Source organism: Oligella ureolytica DSM 18253 (assembly GCF_000373745.1).
GTDB lineage: Bacteria > Pseudomonadota > Gammaproteobacteria > Burkholderiales > Burkholderiaceae_B > Oligella > Oligella ureolytica.
The window spans coordinates 1-18,435 of record NZ_KB892293.1 but is presented as its reverse complement, the minus strand read 5'-3'; the positions used below and the strand labels follow the sequence as shown (position 1 = coordinate 18,435).

19 protein-coding genes and 1 pseudogene are annotated in these 18,435 nt (G+C 39.8%); 11 read left to right on the top strand and 9 right to left on the bottom strand.

The genetic code is table 11. The features are described from left to right. The first annotated feature begins 115 nt into the window (after positions 1 to 115). Positions 116 to 781 carry a hypothetical protein gene (locus B092_RS14675; RefSeq protein WP_147277844.1) on the top strand — a complete coding sequence of 222 codons (666 nt, stop codon included), beginning with the start codon at positions 116 to 118 and terminating at the stop codon, positions 779 to 781. A 128-nt stretch (positions 782 to 909) separates the two neighbouring features. On the opposite strand, the pseudogene B092_RS16080 reads toward B092_RS14675, so the two are convergent. From B092_RS16080 to B092_RS0105090, 8 genes and pseudogenes are all read right to left on the bottom strand, one after another. Next, positions 910 to 2,106: pseudogene (locus B092_RS16080) on the bottom strand (MFS transporter). A gap of 473 nt (positions 2,107 to 2,579) precedes the next feature. Then, positions 2,580 to 4,103, bottom strand: coding sequence for a tripartite tricarboxylate transporter permease (locus tag B092_RS0105120; RefSeq protein WP_018574176.1), 1,524 nt, complete (start codon positions 4,101 to 4,103; stop codon positions 2,580 to 2,582). Next, on the bottom strand, positions 4,103 to 4,552 hold the full coding sequence (locus tag B092_RS0105115) for a tripartite tricarboxylate transporter TctB family protein (RefSeq protein ID WP_018574175.1): 450 nt from the start codon (positions 4,550 to 4,552) through the stop codon (positions 4,103 to 4,105). The genes B092_RS0105120 and B092_RS0105115 overlap by 1 nt, the downstream gene beginning before the upstream one ends. A 66-nt stretch (positions 4,553 to 4,618) precedes the next feature. Next, a complete protein-coding gene (locus tag B092_RS0105110) occupies positions 4,619 to 5,584 on the bottom strand; it encodes a Bug family tripartite tricarboxylate transporter substrate binding protein (RefSeq protein WP_018574174.1) in 966 nt (321 codons plus the stop codon). 24 nt (positions 5,585 to 5,608) lie between these two features. Further along, positions 5,609 to 6,268 carry an RraA family protein gene (locus B092_RS0105105; RefSeq protein ID WP_232244214.1) on the bottom strand — a complete coding sequence of 220 codons (660 nt, stop codon included), beginning with the start codon at positions 6,266 to 6,268 and terminating at the stop codon, positions 5,609 to 5,611. A 46-nt stretch (positions 6,269 to 6,314) separates the two neighbouring features. Then, positions 6,315 to 7,289 (bottom strand): phosphoglycerate dehydrogenase, encoded by a 975-nt coding sequence (locus B092_RS0105100; RefSeq protein WP_018574172.1) that lies wholly within the window; start codon positions 7,287 to 7,289, stop codon positions 6,315 to 6,317. Continuing rightward, complete coding sequence (locus B092_RS0105095; protein WP_018574171.1) at positions 7,279 to 8,133, bottom strand: citryl-CoA lyase; 855 nt, start codon at positions 8,131 to 8,133, stop codon at positions 7,279 to 7,281. The genes B092_RS0105100 and B092_RS0105095 overlap by 11 nt, the downstream gene beginning before the upstream one ends. Positions 8,134 to 8,141: 8 nt before the next feature. Next, positions 8,142 to 9,338, bottom strand: a complete 1,197-nt coding sequence (locus B092_RS0105090) for a CaiB/BaiF CoA transferase family protein (protein ID WP_018574170.1) — start codon at positions 9,336 to 9,338, stop codon at positions 8,142 to 8,144. A gap of 157 nt (positions 9,339 to 9,495) precedes the next feature. Between B092_RS0105090 and B092_RS13745 the strand changes: the two genes are divergently transcribed. From B092_RS13745 to B092_RS0105065, 5 genes are all read left to right on the top strand, one after another. Next, the gene (locus tag B092_RS13745; protein WP_018574169.1) at positions 9,496 to 10,209 is read left to right on the top strand and encodes an IclR family transcriptional regulator; all 714 of its coding nucleotides are present in this window, start codon (positions 9,496 to 9,498) and stop codon (positions 10,207 to 10,209) included. A 305-nt stretch (positions 10,210 to 10,514) separates the two neighbouring features. Then, complete coding sequence (locus B092_RS0105080; protein ID WP_018574168.1) at positions 10,515 to 11,396, top strand: LysR family transcriptional regulator; 882 nt, start codon at positions 10,515 to 10,517, stop codon at positions 11,394 to 11,396. 127 nt (positions 11,397 to 11,523) lie between these two features. Continuing rightward, on the top strand, positions 11,524 to 12,303 hold the full coding sequence (locus B092_RS0105075; RefSeq protein ID WP_018574167.1) for an aldolase: 780 nt from the start codon (positions 11,524 to 11,526) through the stop codon (positions 12,301 to 12,303). 36 nt (positions 12,304 to 12,339) lie between these two features. After that, positions 12,340 to 13,677: an MFS transporter gene (locus B092_RS0105070; protein WP_018574166.1), complete on the top strand. Its 1,338-nt coding sequence runs from the start codon at positions 12,340 to 12,342 to the stop codon at positions 13,675 to 13,677. Beyond that, positions 13,670 to 14,314 (top strand): 2-hydroxychromene-2-carboxylate isomerase, encoded by a 645-nt coding sequence (locus tag B092_RS0105065; protein WP_018574165.1) that lies wholly within the window; start codon positions 13,670 to 13,672, stop codon positions 14,312 to 14,314. Before B092_RS0105070 ends, B092_RS0105065 begins: the two co-directional genes overlap by 8 nt. Before the next feature lie 144 nt (positions 14,315 to 14,458). Here the strand turns inward: B092_RS0105065 and B092_RS0105060 are convergent, their stop codons facing one another. Further along, positions 14,459 to 15,292: a GntR family transcriptional regulator gene (locus B092_RS0105060; RefSeq protein WP_018574164.1), complete on the bottom strand. Its 834-nt coding sequence runs from the start codon at positions 15,290 to 15,292 to the stop codon at positions 14,459 to 14,461. Between the two features lie 34 nt (positions 15,293 to 15,326). On the opposite strand from B092_RS0105060, the gene B092_RS0105055 reads away from it, so the two are divergent. The 5 genes from B092_RS0105055 to B092_RS0105035 all read left to right on the top strand — a co-directional run. Beyond that, positions 15,327 to 15,998 (top strand): isochorismatase family protein, encoded by a 672-nt coding sequence (locus tag B092_RS0105055; protein WP_018574163.1) that lies wholly within the window; start codon positions 15,327 to 15,329, stop codon positions 15,996 to 15,998. After that, a complete protein-coding gene (locus B092_RS0105050; RefSeq protein WP_018574162.1) occupies positions 15,998 to 16,885 on the top strand; it encodes a polysaccharide deacetylase family protein in 888 nt (295 codons plus the stop codon). Before B092_RS0105055 ends, B092_RS0105050 begins: the two co-directional genes overlap by 1 nt. Positions 16,886 to 16,899: 14 nt before the next feature. Next, positions 16,900 to 17,826 carry a polysaccharide deacetylase family protein gene (locus B092_RS0105045; protein ID WP_026253613.1) on the top strand — a complete coding sequence of 309 codons (927 nt, stop codon included), beginning with the start codon at positions 16,900 to 16,902 and terminating at the stop codon, positions 17,824 to 17,826. Then, positions 17,823 to 18,179 carry an aconitase family protein gene (locus tag B092_RS0105040; RefSeq protein WP_018574160.1) on the top strand — a complete coding sequence of 119 codons (357 nt, stop codon included), beginning with the start codon at positions 17,823 to 17,825 and terminating at the stop codon, positions 18,177 to 18,179. The genes B092_RS0105045 and B092_RS0105040 overlap by 4 nt, the downstream gene beginning before the upstream one ends. A gap of 72 nt (positions 18,180 to 18,251) precedes the next feature. Further along, positions 18,252 to 18,435, top strand: a 184-nt coding sequence (locus B092_RS0105035) for a transposase (protein ID WP_018574159.1), incomplete at its 3' end; no start/stop codon positions are given.

Below are 18,435 nucleotides of genomic sequence, written 5' to 3'. Positions count from 1 at the left end.
GTTATGATCAAAGTTTACTGCTTAGTTACCCTTTAGGTTTTAAGAATTTCTTAATGATCGCAATAGTGTTTGTAGTTTACGTCAATGGAATCTAACTTAAATTAAAATTAATAAAATGAAGAAAAATACGATAGTAATAATTTTCCTGTTTACTGTGATTCTGGTTACAACGGCCTTAGTTATATTTTTTTATATTTTTAACTTTGGCACAGAACCTTCTAACAACCATAGTGATTGGGGAGCATTTGGGGATTATTTCGGTGGTATATTAAATCCCTTTTTAGCATTTATAGCTTTTTTAGGAGTACTTTTGTCTTTAAATATTCAAAACAAACAGTTAGAGTTAATTGATGATGGTCAGTTAGCTAAGGAAGTTTTAATAATAATAAAGGATATAGATAAAAGAATAGATGAGCTGCTTAAAACTGATGTTAGTAAACAAAAAAATGGTAGTGTTTTGATACATCATATGGTTTCAGAAGCTGAGCGAGTTGCGGGTAATGGTAGTTCATTAGAAGAGAGTGACTCTTATTTTGAATTTAAAGAGTATGCTCAAAAGTCAGGAAAAGAAGTTGAAGCTTATACTAGACAATTGAGAAGATTGATTTTAAACTTATATGGATTTTTAAAAAAATTTTCTCAAGAAAAACTTGGTTCTTATAGCCCGTTAATCGAATATTATAAGTATAAAAATAGTTCTCTTGTTTTAATGCTTAATGATATAGATAAGTTTGATGATAAAGATGAAGTAATTGGTTTTTTTAGGATGAGCGATAGTTAATACTATTTAGTTTAATACTAATAAAACTGAAAATAAATTTGTAATGATGACCTTTAATTAAACTACTTTAATTTGGATATTCCTTATGAATCAGTATTTTATGCTTATCTTACACCACAAAAGTTTCATTAATTTATCACTCGATTTCTACCAACCGACAGACCGATAAAGATTTCAACGACACTTAATAAAAAGCATAGGATTAAAGCTAAGTTCCAACTGCCTGTGATATCGTTTAACACTCCCAAAAATAGCGGGCCCATGGTAGCGAGTAAGTAACCAATGGTTAAAACGATACCGGATAGGGTAGCAGCTTGGTTGGAGTTATTGGTTCTTAAACCAATAAATGCCATACCTAAGATAAAACCAGAACCCGTACCTGCGCCAAGTAAAATAGTCCAGATTAAAGGGTGTGAAGGAAATAAGGCTAGGCCTAAAAAAGCAATGGCTAGAAAAGTTGAAGAGGTTGCTGCCGCTGCGCGTTGATCTTTCATGCGGCCGACAATTAAACCGACAACAAGGCCAGGTAGTGCAACTGATAACTGAAGTACAGCATGGAGAAAACCGGCTTCTTTAGCAGAGATACCAGTATCAATCAGAATCGTTGGGAGCCAACCGAACGCGATATAGCTCATCATGCAATTAATGCCAAAAAAGGCCACAACTTGCCATGCTATGAGTGAATGGGTGATTTTAGATTTTGACTGCGTTACTTTGACCTTAGTTGTTTGTTCTATGGATGGTTCTCTGCTTCTTTTTAATTGTGGCAACCACACAATAATTGCCATGATTGGCAGTATTAAAAAACAGAGTAAAGCGATAGACTAACCCCAGAGATTATTAACGGGAACGACTAGGGCTGAACTTAGGGTGCCAGCAATACCCATCGCGAGGGCATAGGTCGATGTTAATTGGGTAATGTTATGGGGGAAATGGCGTTTAATAAAGGCAGGTAATAAAACATTACCTACGGCAATTCCAATACCAACAATGGCTGAGCCCGCAAAAACAGCCCATGAAAAGCCAAGCGAACGCACAATAATGCCGATAGCGATAACAGCTAAACCACAAAAAATTGCACGCTCCATCCCGATACGTCGACCGAGCGCTACACTCGGTGATGAAAGTAGGGTAAAAGCCAGTAAGGGTAAGGAAAGAATCACGCCCGCGAGAGTTGTACTTAATACTAAGTCATCGGCGATTCGATCGAGGATAGGTGGTAGGCCAGTAAAAGGGGCTCTTAAGCAGGTGGCAGTAAGTAAAATACCTAATAACAGGACGTTTTGTTTAGATAATAATCTTTTTTTCTGGCTACTTGCTCGCACATTATCTTCTCCCTATCATAGAAAATGGCAATGATAAAGAAGGTTATTGTATCTTTAATGACGTTGCTGTGATATCCGGGAGTTAACTAACACCATCTAAATTACGACAAAATCACCTTTTCGATTAGACAAAAATTAATTGCTGTGAATAAATATAAAAAGTTTTCAACATGTAAAACTAAGCAAGTAAGTTATTCACAATAATTGTGAATAAGTCGATTAATAACTTTGAAATAGTCTTTTAATTGATTGATTTGTAAGTGTTAGTTGTTGTTTGTTTAATGTTTGATCAGATTGGTGTTGGGGTAATTAATACGATTGATTTCTGAGGTGATTGTCTATGCTGTTAGTGCCTTACGTATAGAGTGGAAGAGCTAGAGATTATTTATCTATGAAAACTCAGTTTCATGAAGTAAAACATGCTTAATTCTGAATAGAATTAAGCATGTCAGCAACAATTTGTAGCTCAAAGATTAAGCAGCATTCTTTATTGTATTAAAAGCTTTTAATTTTCTCTTTTGTTTTATTGTTGACCAAACTCCCCATAGCATTAAAGCTAATGTAATTATTAAAATAACTAAACTAATCGGTCGTTCAATAAAGGTAGTAAAACTGCCATCTGATAGCAACATTGCGCGTCGAAAGTTTTGTTCAATTAGAGGACCTAACACAAATCCTAAGATTAATGGAGCCATCGGGTAGTAGAAAGCTCGTAGGATATATCCTCCAAGACCGAAACCGGCAACCAATAATATATCTACAATACTGTAATTAACGCTGTATGTGCCCAAGCAGATAAACATAAGTACAGCAGGAAATAGATAATGATATGGCACGGTTAAAATACGCACCCATAAACCAATTAGTGGAATATTTAAAAGGACTAATAATATATTTCCGATCCAAAAACTCATGATTAAGCCCCAGAATAATTCAGGCTGCTCTGTCATAAGTTGTGGGCCCGGTGCAATTCCGTGGATCATCAATGCCCCTAGCATAAGTGCCATGGTTGGACTGCCCGGTATTCCTAGTGTAAGCGTAGGGATAAAAGATGTTATATCAGCAGAGCTGTTGGAAGTCTCTGGTGCCATAATTCCTTCAATAGCGCCATGACCAAAACGCTCAGGGGTTTTAGATACTCGTTTTTCAATGGCGTAAGATACAAAAGCAGCTAAAGAAGGACCGGTGCCAGGCAGGGTGCCAAAAAAAGTGCCAATACCTGAACCTCTAGCCATTGGTCCCCACGATTTATTAACATCACTTTTAGTGGGTAACATGCTTTTTAGCGTTATTTTTTCGGTTTTTAATTTCTGTGTATTTACTTTGCCAATACTTGCAATTACCTCAGTTGCACCGAATACCCCCATTGCTAATGCAATTAGACTAACGCCATCACTTAAGTCTAGTATTCCAAAAACGAATCTGGGGCTACCGGTATAAATATCTGTACCGACAACACCTATGGCGATGCCTAACACGACCATAAGCAGACCCTTAAAAAAAGAACCATTAGAAATACTCGTAGCAGCTACTAATCCGAGAACCATCAAAGCAAAATATTCTGGTGCGGCAAATGAAATCGCATAATTCGCTATGATTGGAGAAAAGAACATGAGTATTAAAAGACCAAATAGGCAGCCGATTAAAGAGGCCATAGTAGTCATAAACAAAGCCACACCAGCTCGACCTTGTTTCGCCATTGGGTAACCATCTAAGCAGGTAACTGCATTACTAGGTGTGCCGGGTACATTTAGTAAGATGGATGTGGTGCTACCACCAAACGTTGTACCATACCAGATGCCTGCTAGCATAATTAGTGCGGTTGTAGGCTCCATGTGAAAAGTGATTGGAAACAGCATTGAAATGGCTGCTAACACACCAACACCTGGAATAACACCCAGAAAAGTTCCTATTAAAACCCCTAAGAAGCAATAGAGTAGGTTGTTGAATGAGAGGGCAACCCCTAGGCCTAATAAAGCATTGGACAGTAAATCCATTAAAGGACTCCTTTAATAAGACTAAAATTCATTCCTAGTGATACCTTAAAAACCAATAAAGCAATAATAAATAAGGCAATGAATAAGATGAGTTTTTTGCGCCAATTTAATTTGTTTTCAGTAGCAGTTGAAATAAAAACTAAAGCTGCAATAGCAATTAAAGCGCCAATAGTTTCAATCAAAAAGGCAAATGCTATTATGCTCAAAGTGATTAATGCCGCTGGCTTATAGTTCAAGTCTCTTGCTTTAACACTGGTTCCAATACCACTAATACTGATTAAACCCCCTAAAACTGCCATAATAATGCCCAAGGCACTAGGGAAGAAACCGGGGCCCATTTGACTTAGTTCACCTACCTCGTAATGGTTCCTAGCATAGAAAAACATTGCTAATCCGAGTATCAAAAAAAAGATACCTACTGTTATTTCCATTAAATCATTATGTTTCATGGAATAAACCTCATCCGTAACAACTGTCACCACTACTTTTTGTTGAGAAGTAGCGGTGAAAAGTATTTATTTAATTAAACCAGCGTTTTCTGAAACTTCTTTCCAACGAACATATTCATCTTCTAAAAGTTTACGAAACTCCTCTGAAGACCCTCCAACTGGGTCACTTCCTTCTCGTCTCATGGCTTCAATGAATTCTGGGTCGACTAATGCTTCATTGATGGCTTGGTTTAACGTATTGACTTCTGAATCTTTCATGCCTGCTGGGCCAATAACCGCTTTCCATTCGATCACATTGAAATCATCAAATCCTAATTCAGCCACGGTGGGAACATCAGGTAGGGCTTGATTGCGTTCTTTAGATGTCACGATTAATGGGCGCATCGTACCGGCACGGATGTGCGATAAAGCACTTGGTAGACTAGTCGCTGCAAAACTTAAGTGTCCTCCCATCGCCTCAGTAATTGCCGGGGTAGCGCCAGGGTAAGGAATGTGGCGTATTTTTATGTCTGCCAGTTGGGCTAGGTACTCAATACTGAGATGACTTACTGTTCCAATGCCCGGTGTACCCATAGTTAGAGTTTTTCCATTTTTTGCATCTGCCAGTATTTCTTCGAAGTTGGTGTATTGAGAATTATTAGCGACGACAACCACTGTCGGCTGTGAACCTACAATAGTTATCGGAGTAAAGTCTTCTAATGGGTTGTAAGTGATCGCTTTATTCAGATTTGGGTTAATTGTCAGGTTAGAAGTTTGACCCATTGCTATTTGATAACCATCAGGCTTTTGTCGTGCAATATAGGCGATCCCTACACTACCAGCTGCACCGGCTTTATTTTCTACAATAAAATTCCAGCTTTTTAATTTTGAGAGTTTATCAGTTAGTAATCTTGAAGAAATGTCTGTTCCGCCACCTGGTGGGTATGGGACCACAAAGTTAATCGCTTTGCTAGGATAGTCTGCAACAGCTGCCTGCAACGATATGCTCGTTAAGAAGCCGCCTAATAGAATTTTGATTTTGTTTGCTTTCATTGTTATCTCCTAAATGTATAAAAGCTAGAGTGGGCATTTTTTTTGTTTTAATAGGTTTAAAAAACGTTCAACATCGGGTGTGCCAGCCTGGTTTTGTTGACGAATTTTTTCTTCATGCTCGCTTTTTTGTAAGCAACGTGGTAGCAATGCTTCTGCCATTTCTGCTGCTACGCACACGACACCATCGGCATCAGCGACAATCAAGTCTCCTGGGTTTACATTCATGCCTGCGCATGCGATCGGCGTGTTTAGTTCTCCCGGTCCATCTTTACTTGGTCCGCGATGTGTATGTCCTTTTGCATAGACTGGCATTTCGCCTTGGGACCATTCGTCAAGATCTCGGATTGCTCCATCAATCACGAAGCCAGCAATTTTTTTCTTTATTGCCGTTGTGCGCATTAAGCCACCGATGACGGCAGTGGATACATCGCCGCCACCATCTACAACAATGACGTCACCTTCTTCTGCACTCAAAATGGCGGCATGCAACATGAGGTTGTCGCCAGGCCTAAGTCTTACTGTGACAGCATTGCCGCAGAGTCCACCATGAAGTAAGGCCTGATGATAATCCTTTAGGCCTATACTTCCGTGATGACGACCTAAGCAGTCACTTATAAGCGCAGTAGCGATAGATTGATACTGTTGGATGAGTTCTTTATTAATAACTGAGACTCTTGGCTTCATAATAAAACCTATAGGCCAGTCAGCATTTTGTGCATTAAGAAGATGATTATTCATGTGTTTGATGAACCTTAAAAAGTGGATTTACTAAACAGTCTGTATCGATATGATTCTTGGTTAAATAATCAATAATTTGTTTAGCCGCTGAGGTTGCCGTTTGTCTTAGAGAATTATCAGTGTTGCCTCCTATGTGAGGACTAAAAACAATATTTTGATGCTTCAACAGTGGATTGTTTTCTGCCGGTGGTTCACTTGAAAGAGTGTCTAAACCGACTGCTTTTATATGTCCGTTATTTAGTGATGCAGAAAGAGCTGATTCGTCAATTAAGCTACCTCTAGCAGTATTAATAAGAACGGCGCTTTTCTTCATCCAAGAAAATTCAGTCGAGCTTAATAAAGGAGTGCCGTCTTCTTTAGCAGGGCAATGTAAAGAAACGACGTCAGACTGCTCTAATAAGGACTCAAGTGTTGGACAAAGCTGAAAGTCTGTATTTTTGCAATAAGGATCGTAGGCAATGACTTCCATACCAAATCCTTTAGCAATATTTGCTACCTTTTGAGCGATACGACCGAATCCGACTAAGCCTAAGGTTTTGCCTTGCAGTTCAAGGCCTTGGTTTTGCCTATCCCAAATTAGCTGTTTGACCTCTTGAGTTGAATTAGCTAGATTTCTTGCACATGATAAAAGCAGTCCAAAAACAAGTTCAGCAACACTTTGGGCGTTTGTGCCAGGCGTATTGACGACGGGAATCCCTAAGCTTGTTGCCGTTTCTATGTCGACGTTATCAAAACCGACCCCGTGTCTTGCAATGATTTTTAAGTCGGGGTTTAACTTTAAAAGATCAGCTGATAAGGTGAGAGTTCTTGACAGAATTGCGTTTATTGGCTGAGTTTTAAGCAAGTTACGCATTTCCGCATGCTGGTCACTCGTGCTTAAAAAATGTAAGCTCATTCCCGCATTTTCTAGTAGAGAAATAGCCTCATTGTCAATTGTTCGGGCGGTAATTAGTACATTAAAGCTCACGATTAACTACCTCTTTTATTTCTGTGCTGTTGCTATCTTTACCTGTATAAGTCCATAGCCAACCTTTGGGTAAAGGGCCTTTATTGCGAGTAGGTTCTTGTTGTTGTTCCCAAGCATGGGCCAAAATACCGACAGAGCGAGATAAAATAAATAGACCTCGACATAGTTCCGCTGGAAATCCTAGTGCACCATAAATAGCGGCAGTTGCGCCGTCTATGTTGATTGGAATATGTTTGTTTTTAATCTTGGCGATCGTTAATTCAACCGTTTTTGCGATAGCCGAATAGTTGCCTGTAACCGTTTGATTATGTTCGGTTTTTTCTAATAACTGAAGAAGGGGGGCTGAGCGCGGATCAATGGGGTGGAAGCGGTGCCCATAGCCAGGAACATACTTGTTTCCGCTACTAAAATAAGACTCAAGAACTTCTTGTGTGGCTATTCGTAGTTCAATGCCTGCATCAATCTGCGTCTGAATAGTTTGAAATAACTGTAAACATTGCTCGCCTGCACCGCCGTGAACATCGCCTAGAACATTAATGGCTGATGCCATCGCGTTATTAATGCCGACACCACACGTTGAAGCCATACGGGCAATGGCTATACTCGGAGCTTGAGGGCCATGATCAACGCTAGACATTAGAGCAGCATTGAATAAGTCTTCTTGTCCTGAATTAGGTAAATCACCCCTAAGCATGAACCAAATCATTGAGGTGAAACTTACTTTACCAATCAATTTCTCAATAGGGGTACCGTGAAAATTTATGTGACCGGGTGACATTTGAATAATGTTTGTTGACCACCAGTCTGCAGCTTGTTGTTTATCACTGTTATTGTGTAATGACATATTTTTTCCTAAATGATTTGCGCTTGTTTGAAATAGGACAAATCATCACTGCTATAGCCAAGCTCAAGGAGCAGTTCTTCTGTATGTTGTCCTAGTTCCGGGGGGTAACTATTAAGCTTAGGGTCGCCTGAGCTGAGTTTGAATCCTGCTCTTACGACGTTTATCTCGTGTCCTTGCTCATTACTGATTTTTTGGATAAAGTCACGAGCTTCTACTTGTGGATGTGCTAGAACATCAGGAATGCTTTGCACTTCACCTGCAGGTACGTCATTTTGGTTTAATAAAGCAGCCCATTCCTTAGCAGTTTTTTTGCTTAATGCATTTTCTAATTCTTTATTTAATTCTTCGCGATTTACTTTACGTGCTTCTCTGTCGTTAAACTTTGGATCTGAAAGCCAAGTTTCACGGCCAACGATTTTAGAGAGGCGTTCAAACTGTTTTTGTTGATTCGCTGCAATATTTAACAGTCCGTCTTTTGTCTTAAAAGCACCTGAAGGAGCCGCGGTCATGTTTTGATTGCCCAATCGAGTCGGTGCAACACCGGCTATTAACCAGTTTGATACTACCCAGCCCATTGTGCTCAGCGTTGATTCAAGCATTGAAACGTCAATGTTTTCGCCTTGATTAGTTTGAGAACGTCTATAGAGTGCAGCGCTTATCGCAAATGATGCTGTCAAACCGCCTATGGTGTCGCAAAGTGGATATCCAACCCGTAAAGGACCTGTTTCTTCATCGCCAGTAACACTCATCACCCCAGATAATCCCTGGACTATTTGGTCGTAAGCTTGCAGTGGTGCCATAGGGCCATCCTGACCAAAACCAGAAATTGAGCAATAGATGAGTTTAGGATTAATCTCTTTTAAAGAGTCGTAATCTAACTCAAGCCGTTTCATCACACCGGCTCTAAAGTTTTCAACGACGACATCTGAATTTTTTACTAATTTTTTAAAAATTTCTTTACCGACCGGATCTTTTAAATTGAGAGTCATGGACATTTTTCCAGCATTTTGTGCCAAAAAAGATACTCCCATTTTCTTTTGATTCAATTCAGAATCTGCTCCTAACTGCCGCGCTAAGTCACCAGAGTCTGCTCTCTCTACTTTAATTACTTCTGCACCAAGCTGAGCGAGTAAATAACAAGAATAAGGACCAGCTAAAACATTGGTAAGGTCGAGAACCCGTATACCACTTAAAACGTTTGACACTTATTACCTCTTAAACCATTTATGATTAAATTCTGTTAGACAGAATGTGAGTTCTGTTGGGCATAACGAAAATATAGCTTATAATAAATGTAAGAGCAACGAATTCTTTCTAAGGAAAACCCTTAGTTAAGAGGCGTTTAGCATTTTAAGTGAGTGAATGATGACAAAAAATAATAATCTTGTGGAGTCTGTTCAGCGAGCGCTCTCAATATTGGAAACGTTCAAAGAAGGTGAGGTAGAGCTTAGTCTTGCAAGTATCGCGTCAAAAACTGGTTACTACAAGAGCACTATCTTGCGCCTAATTGGTACGCTAGAGCATTTTTCTTATATACAAAGGACCTCTTCAGGCAACTACCGCTTAGGGAAAAATGTTTTTCAGTTAGGCACGCTGTATCGAAACTCTCTAGACATAGAGCAATTGGTAAGACCCATATTGCAAGAATTAGTACGGACGACAAATGAAACAGCGGCTTACTACGTTCGTAGTGGCACGAAACGTCAGTGCTTGTACCGCGTTAACTCTCCACGTTCGGCGCGTCATCATTTGGAAGAGGGGGTTTTGCTACCTTTGGATGTAGGTGCAACGGGTCATGTATTATTGTCTTTTTTAGATAAGAAAGAATCTAATAAAAAGATAAAAGAGCAAGGTTTTTATATTTCATTAGGTGAGCGCGACCCCGATGTTGCCGCAGTAGCTGTTCCAGTGCTGGATTCCGATGATCAAATATTTGGCGCACTCTCAGTGTCGGGTTTAATCTCGCGTTTTGATGCAGCTAAGAGAGAGCTGGCACTTCAAGAGCTAATATCTAAATCAAAGGAGTTGGCTAAACTATTAGTTAATGAAGGTTTATCGCCAGATTTAAGTTTATAACTTACTTGGTTTGCTATTTGAAGTTGCTCATTTTGTTGTGAGAGGGGTTGCGCATTAGAATATGTGATGAGAATTACCTGATTTTTAAGATATTCTTTTGATATATCTGATATCGGCAATGATGGAAGGTCATTGCCGATATTTTATTAAGGATACGGAGCTTGCTGTCTTAGACCTTGTTTCAGAGCCTCATTTGTAGTTAGGGTGATGCACATTACATCCATTTTATTCTGTATAGGAAGTACTATAAAGTGCAACAGGGTATTCATGGACAGATAATCATAATTAAGAAATAGGGGGAGTGTATGCCTAACAAGGCTTTGGATAGACAATTAAGATATTTTTTGCGGATAGCAGAATGTGGTTCATTAACTAGTGCAGCCGATGAACTGGACCAGTCACAAGCAGGTTTAAGTAAACAATTGACATCATTAGAAAATAGTATAGGGCAACAGCTTTTTATTCGTACAGGTCGTGGTCTTGAACTCACGCAGGCAGGTAATTTGCTTTATAAAAAGTTACGCTCTGCTTTTTGGGAAATTGACCAAGCTATCAATGAGGTGCGTCAGTTAGGAGTCGATCGTGGTACGGTTCATTTAGCGACAGTACATACCTTAAGTTATTATTTCATGGGAGATGTTGTAGCTAATTTTATTAGTTCTTATCCGCAAGTTAATTTATCTATCTTAGGTCGCAGTTCACCGGAGGTTGTTGAGTTAGTTCATAGTGGTAAAGCAGATTTGGGGTTGGTTTATGACTCAGCCGTCGACGTGGGAAATTTAAATTCATGCAAATTGTTTGATGATGAGATGGCCTTGGTCGTTAGAAGCAGCAGCCCTCGTTCAGGACCACAAGACATTAGTGATGAAAGCTTGCGTTTAGTTGGTTTTCCTCCTCACTACGCTTTACGAAAAATGATTCATAGCGCTAGATTATCGCCACATGTGATTGCCGAAACAGAAACGATTGGTTCATTACTTAGACTGGTGTCATCAGGTGTAGGCGATTGCATATTACCGTCACGAATTCCTGATAGTTTGTTGGCAGGCTATGATTTGCGCAAATTACCGATTGCAGAGCCCGTTTTGTCTCGTAGCATTGTAGTAATCAGACATGCTGAAAAACCCTTAGCACCTTTAATGAAAGAGTTGCTAGCTTGTATTAATCGGGTGGCGGCTCAGTTGTAGAGCTCAAAGAATAACAGCTATAACTTTAGATCCATAGCTTCTCTTGATGTATATCAACAATAATGATTTTTGCAGATTGACTATTTCTGCGATATAGAAATCAGATTTACATCATTGGAGACAGAAGATGAATACTCAACTACGAGATAAAAGCTATTTTGATCAACGAGCAACTGAAGACATGCAAAAACACTTGCATGGAGCGCAGCGTACACTTCAAGAAACGATGGCTTACGCCTGTAGAATTTTAGCTATGACCGAGCAAGAAGCCGGTTTGGCTGGTCAAATTAGTGTTCGTTCCGAGCGCCCGAATGCGTATTGGACCTTACGTTTTGGTTTGGGTTTTGATGAAGCAACACCTGATGACTTTATTGAGGTTGACCGCGATTTAAATACATTATCAGGCGAAGGGATGGCTAATCCTGCTACTCGTTTTCATCTATGGGTATATGATGCTCGACCAGATGTTCATTCAATTGTCCATACCCATTCGCCTTGGGCCTCCGCTTTAGCCGCAGCGCGTCAACCTCTGGTTATCTCGCAGATGGATATGACCCCTTTACATAATGATTGTGCTTTTCTTGCTGATTGGCCCGGAGTGCCAATTGCCGATCAGGAAGGTGTATTGATTTCTGAGGCTTTAGGCGACAATCGTGCCATTATTTTAGCTCATCATGGTTATTTGACAGTGGGTGTTAATTGTGAAGAAGCGACTTACTTATCGGTTTATTTGGAACGTGCAGCGCGTATGCAGATTCGAGCACAAGCTTTTGGAACACTCACACCAGTGGATGATGAGTTAGCCGCTGAAGCACATGATTATTTATTAAAACCTTCAATAGTGAATGCAACCTTTGATTATTGGTGTCGTCAAACTCACGGCATTCCTCCTCTATCAATTAAGTAGTTTGTTGATTTGATTACTAATTTGAAAGGAATGACTATGACTGAGATTGTAAATAAAAAGGTGACACGTTCGCGCCGAGAGTATTGGACCGCCGGTGCAGCCAGCATGATGGGCACAACGATTGAGTGGTATGATTTTTTCTTATACGGTACGGCTGCTGCACTTATTTTTAATAAAATATTTTTCCCTGAGTTTGATCCGCTCACAGGAACTTTGGCTGCTTTTGCCACGTATTCAGTTGGTTTCTTTGCGCGGCCTTTAGGTGGAGTGATTTTTGGCCATTTTGGGGATAAGATTGGGCGCAAGTCAATGCTAATTATCACTCTGTTTTTGATGGGGATCCCCACTATCCTTATTGGACTCATCCCATCGTATGAAAGTATAGGTTACTGGGCTGCAGTATTGCTTGTTTTAATGCGTTTTTTACAGGGAGTAGCTGTAGGAGGTGAGTGGGGTGGTGCGGTATTGATGGCAGTTGAACATGCACCAGAAGGTAAAAAAGGTTTTTTTGGCAGCCTACCACAAACAGGTGTGGCGCCGGGACTTATTTTAGCTTCTTTAGCAATGGGAGCGGTTGCAACATTACCTGAAGAACAGATGCTGTCTTGGGGTTGGCGTATTCCTTTTATTGCTAGTGTTATCTTACTATTGGTAGGGTGGTTTATTCGCATTAAAGTTGCCGAGTCGCCTGACTTTGAGGTGATGAAAAAAAGAAGTGAAGAAGTTAAAGTGCCAGCAATAGAGGTATTACGACGTTATCCACGTGAAGTATTAACCGTTGTAGGAGGACGATTAGCTGAAGTGACCTGGTTCTATACCGTGGTTACTTTTGGTTTGGCTTACGCCACTAATACCTTAGGTGTACCACGTACAGTAATGCTTGATGCAACAGTGTGGGGGGCTGTCGTTGCGATGTTTACAATGCCAATTTTCGGTGTGCTAGGCGATCGGATTGGTTTTAAATGGGTGTTTACTCTTGGTGCAATAGGGATTTTATTCTATTCAGCAGTATTTTTCTCCCTCTTGGAAACCGGTGATCCAGCAACTATCATTAAAGCCATGATGGTGGCCGTTGGAGTAGTGTACGCTGCTTTATATGGGCCTCAAGGTGGTCTTTTCTCTGCTCAATTCCCTCCAGAGGTCCGCTATAGTGGGATTTCTATCTCTGTGCAAGTGTCGGGCGCTATTGGTGGTGGTATGGCTCCCTTAGTTGCAACTTGGTTGTTAGCCTATGGGGATGGCAGTCCTAAATATATCATATGGTATCTCACCGCACTTGGTTTGGTGGCAATTATAAGTGCGTTTTGTATGCATGGTACCTCTCGTTTTTCAATAGCAGATAAAGTTGTCGTTAATGAGGTTAAGTATGAATAGACACATTGATTATTATTTGTGGATGAATTCCGATTGGGCTTATCTTGGAGCAGATCGTTTAAAAGATTTGGTAGAAAAGCACAATTTAGAGTTGCGTTTTAAACCAGTGGATTTGCCAGAAGTTTACATTCGTACAGGTGGAATCCTGCTTAATGAAAGAGCCCCTGAGCGTCAAGCTTATCGCATCACAGAATTAAAGCGATGGTGTAAAAAACTCGGTATTCATGTAAACCCCACGCCTGCTTATATGTGTCCTAATGCTGACTTAGCCTCTTGTATTGTGATTGCGGCAAATTGTCAAGGTTTAGAGGTCCATGAACTTTATAAAGCGATTTTACGAGCAGAATGGTGCGAAGAGCGTGATATCTCTTGTACAGAAACATTATTAAAAATATTAAATGAGCAATGTTTGGATGGTGATGAACTGCTTGAGGCCGCTCAACAAGTTAAAGTGTTGGAATTGTATAAATCTTACACTGAAGAGGCGATTAAAGCAGGCGTATTCGGATCCCCATCTTATGTTTTTAATGGTGAACTATTCTGGGGTCAAGATCGTTTGGAAATGCTAGAAGAGGCTGTTATTGCAGTTAAAGAGTTTTCTTTACAAAATAGCAAAGAGGTACTAATAGAGAATTAATGAGCCTATGCTGAGATAACGTTCTTCATAAAAGCCCAGTTTGATTTAGTAAACTGGGCTTTTAAAAGTTGGTTTTTCAAACAGAATAAATAATGAATTACAAGACAGCTACTCTAAATAAATGGATATTTATTGTTTTGATATTTATTCATTTACCACAGTCAAACTCATTGTGTACTCAAAATGATCTGGGCTATAGAGAATTTCTTGATAGTTTACGACACTGCCTTCTTTATTAAAGAATATCCGCCTAAATTTCAAAAGAGGGCCTCCAACCAGTATCTGAAGGTCTTTTGCATCATTATCATCAGCTAAGGTGCAAGTAATAACTTGCTCAACGCGATTAGGTTCATTGCCTGTGGATTTAAGGAGATCGATAAGGGCATTATTCAGCAAATCTGATTTAGTAAAGCTTCGACCAATTTGCTCAGGAATATAGCTTGTTGATTTTGAAAAAGGAACCTTATTTATATGACGGATACGGGTAGCTTTTTGCACGATTGAACCCTGCTGGAGGTGTAGTTGTTTACTTACCCAGTCGTTAGCTTGGATGTAATCAAAGTAATTAATTTTAATCGTGGTGTTTTTCTTTATGTTATCTAAGTTTGTCATCAATCCCTGAATATTAGCTTGTACAGGTGTTTGTATTACTCGCTTAGAAAAATCATCTCTCACAATTGTCCCTTTACCACGAGAGCGTTGTACTAGACCTTCCAGTGCTAATTCGTCTAGAGCTCTTTTTGCCGTGATGCGGCTCACTCCATATTGCTGAGTCAGATCAGCTTCTGAGGGTAACGTTTTTCCCGGTGCAAATTTACCATTTTTAATTTGTTCTTTAAGAATGATATATAGCCTATGGTACAGCGGTAGCGGCGACTCAGTTTCGGTTAGTAAAGAATGATTTGACATATTTTTAGAGAAAAACACAAAATTAAGGGAAATTGCTAGTATTGTCATAATGACATATTGATATAACATTATAGTCGTACAGCTTGAAATTTAGGAGATTATAATGAAAACCTCAAACTTAACAGCCCGTCAATTATTCGAAGAGCTTAAAAAAAATCCTACTCGTCCTCGCTTTGGGTTTGGTAATAAACCTATTCTAATTAATATCGATTTACAAAATTCTTATACTCTTACTGATAAGTATGCCACAGCCTATCAAACTGATGAGAATCAACTAGATTACGTAAATAAGTTGACCCAATTGTTTCGAGAAAATAAGTTGCCCGTGGTTTGGACTTATGTGGCATACATGGAGTCCGGTGAAGATTGTGGAGTTTGGGGTACGCGCACGGATACTCCTGATTCATTGCAAAACATTAAGGTTGGGTCGGAACGTTCGAAACTTGATGCACGATTAGACGTTGATTATGTTAATGATATTGTGATTAATAAACGAATGGCTTCGGCGTTTTTTGAAACCCACTTACGTTCTCTTATGGTTTGGCATCAATGTGACTCTGTGATTCTCACTGGTGGCTCTACTTCGGGTTGTGTGAGAGCTACTGCAATTGATGCAATTTCAAATGGTTATAAGGTGTCTGTCGTTGAAGAATGTGTAGCAGATAAACATGAAAGCCCGCATTTTGCCAATCTTTATGACATGGCGATTAAGTATGCCGATATTGTTTCTTATCAAAAGGTTTATGACTATCTTGTGAAAAAGGGGCAAGCATAATGGACTTGAAGCGTGAAGATCCAGGGTTTTATAAATATGCTGCATATAAAGATCGGTCTAAGATTAATTGGCCAAATGAGGCACAGATAGCAGTTTGGATTGCTCCCAATATTGAGTTTTATGAATTAAACCCACCATCAAATCCTTACAGACAGCCATGGCCAAAACCGTATCCAGATGTTTTGTCATATTCACATCGGGATTATGGTAATCGTGCTGGTTGGCAGAGAATGATGGCTGCGATGGATGAGCATGGTTTCAGAGGTTCTGTTTCACTTAACGTTGCGCTATTGGATCATCATCCTGAAATTATTCGAGCATGTGCCGATCGTGATTGGGAGTTTTACTCACATGGAATATACAACACACGATATGCGTATGGCATGTCTCAGGAACAAGAGATAGAGATTATCCGTGACGCCAAACATTCTATAAAAAAACATACAGGCCAAGACTTAGCGGGTTGGTTAGCGCCAGCTTTATCCAATAATATTTGGACAATGGATGTGTTGGCTGAAGAAGGCCTTCTCTATACTTGTGATCTGTTTCATGATGATCAGCCTACCCCCTTAAATGTTAAAACAGGGCGCTTAATTAGCATGCCTTACTCTTTAGAGTTAAATGACACGATTGCTTATAACACCAATAAAGCAACCCCTAGATACTACGGTGAAATGATCAAAAAGCAATTCGATGTCTTATATAAAGAGGGGGAGTTAAGCGGCACCGTAATGTGTATTCCACTGCATCCCTATTTAGTCGGTCAACCTCATCGGATGAAAGCTTTTGATGAGGCGCTTGCCTATATAGCCGGACACGAAAAGGTTTGGCTAGCTACTGGTCGAGAAATTGCTCAATATTATTATCAAGAGCACTATCCAGCTTAAGAGTCGGAGGAACTATGACATTAAATTCGGAATACTTAACTTATCCAATGCGCCGTTATGGTATGGATCATGACCGTTATGAATGGTCAGACATGTTTGATAGAGAGTCGGTTGTTTTACCTAATAACGCGAAAATAGCTTTATGGGTAATGCCAATTTTGCAATGGTTTCCTTTAGTTCATGAAGAAGCGCCATTTAAAGCGCCTGGTGCGTTAACTATGCCTTACCCAGATCTGCGTCACTATACAGTTCGAGATTATGGAAATCGAATTGGTATATTCAGACTGTTAAATATGATGAAAGAACTAGGGATTAAAGGCTCTGTTGCAATGAATAGTCGAGTAGTAGAGCGCTATCCTGAATTAGCAGAGCACTTACTTCAATATGATGTCGAGTGGATAGCTCATGGCCGTGATATGGGGGCGGTGCACTATACCGGCATGATTGGTGAGAAGGAGTTAATTGAAAAAACACTTACAACTTTAAGAAAATTCTCTGGACAAGATGTAAAAGGATGGTTGTCACCAGGTCGTGCACAGTCTGAAGAGACTATGGATATTTTGGCCGCTAATAAAGTGCTTTATAACTGCGATTGGGCCAATGATGATTTACCTTATGTTATGAGAGTTAAGGAAGGACAGCATTACTCCATGCCTATGGCTTACGAAACGGACGATCGTGTGGTTCAGTTAGAGTTCTTTCATAGTGCTGATGAGTGGGCTGTACAAGTAAAGGATCGTTTTGATTTATTAATGGACGAGGCACAAAGTCATGGAGCTAGAATTCTTAGTATTCCGTTGCATGCTTGGGTAAGTGGTGTGCCATATCGTTCGTTAGCTGTTCGTGAGGTTTTAGAGTATATCGTAGAGCATTCAGGTGTATGGATTGCAAATGGTGTTGAGATTTTAGACGCTTTCATTAAGCCGAGGGTATCACGATGAGTATTTCAGCTCCTAAAACGATGTTCGATAAGATTTGGGAACGGCATGAAATTAGCAAACCTTATCCAGATGGTCCTTCTTTACTTTACATCGATCGAGACATTATTCACGAAGGTTCATTTCATGCTTTCAAAAATTTAAGAACTAGGAATCTAAAAGTTCGATGTCCTGAGCATGTATTAGGAATACCTGATCATTATGCGCCCACACATACTCGAATAGCTTCAGAGTCTGCTACTGCAGATATCGAAAAGATGATTGTGACTTTCGATAAAAATATGAGGTGGTCTAAAGCACAATACTTTCCTTTGCATGATGAGGCACAAGGAATAGTGCATGTTGTTGGTCTGTAACGACCCCCTAAATTAATACAGCTCTAAAGTAGAACTTTCCTTTAAAATTAATGTATTAAAAGGAGTTTTACAATGAGTAAACGCAAATCAGAAAGTCAGATTATTACGCTTTTAAAGAAAGCGGAAGCAGGTATACCGGTTGCCGAATTATGTCGCCAAGAAGGGATTGCAGCCTCTACGTTTTATAGTTGGCGCGCTAAGTATGGCGGGATGGACGTTTCTGAGGCTCAACGGCTAAAGGAGCTTGAAGACGAGA

Coding starts and splice junctions, on each gene's coding strand:
- B092_RS14675 (WP_147277844.1), top strand. CDS start 116: ATGAAGAAAAATACGATAGTAATAATTTTCCTGTTTACTGTGATTCTG.
- B092_RS0105120 (WP_018574176.1), bottom strand. CDS start 4,103: ATGGATTTACTGTCCAATGCTTTATTAGGCCTAGGGGTTGCCCTCTCA.
- B092_RS0105115 (WP_018574175.1), bottom strand. CDS start 4,552: ATGAAACATAATGATTTAATGGAAATAACAGTAGGTATCTTTTTTTTG.
- B092_RS0105110 (WP_018574174.1), bottom strand. CDS start 5,584: ATGAAAGCAAACAAAATCAAAATTCTATTAGGCGGCTTCTTAACGAGC.
- B092_RS0105105 (WP_232244214.1), bottom strand. CDS start 6,268: ATGAAGCCAAGAGTCTCAGTTATTAATAAAGAACTCATCCAACAGTAT.
- B092_RS0105095 (WP_018574171.1), bottom strand. CDS start 8,133: ATGTCATTACACAATAACAGTGATAAACAACAAGCTGCAGACTGGTGG.
- B092_RS13745 (WP_018574169.1), top strand. CDS start 9,496: ATGATGACAAAAAATAATAATCTTGTGGAGTCTGTTCAGCGAGCGCTC.
- B092_RS0105080 (WP_018574168.1), top strand. CDS start 10,515: ATGCCTAACAAGGCTTTGGATAGACAATTAAGATATTTTTTGCGGATA.
- B092_RS0105075 (WP_018574167.1), top strand. CDS start 11,524: ATGAATACTCAACTACGAGATAAAAGCTATTTTGATCAACGAGCAACT.
- B092_RS0105070 (WP_018574166.1), top strand. CDS start 12,340: ATGACTGAGATTGTAAATAAAAAGGTGACACGTTCGCGCCGAGAGTAT.
- B092_RS0105065 (WP_018574165.1), top strand. CDS start 13,670: ATGAATAGACACATTGATTATTATTTGTGGATGAATTCCGATTGGGCT.
- B092_RS0105060 (WP_018574164.1), bottom strand. CDS start 15,292: ATGTTATATCAATATGTCATTATGACAATACTAGCAATTTCCCTTAAT.
- B092_RS0105055 (WP_018574163.1), top strand. CDS start 15,327: ATGAAAACCTCAAACTTAACAGCCCGTCAATTATTCGAAGAGCTTAAA.
- B092_RS0105050 (WP_018574162.1), top strand. CDS start 15,998: ATGGACTTGAAGCGTGAAGATCCAGGGTTTTATAAATATGCTGCATAT.
- B092_RS0105045 (WP_026253613.1), top strand. CDS start 16,900: ATGACATTAAATTCGGAATACTTAACTTATCCAATGCGCCGTTATGGT.
- B092_RS0105040 (WP_018574160.1), top strand. CDS start 17,823: ATGAGTATTTCAGCTCCTAAAACGATGTTCGATAAGATTTGGGAACGG.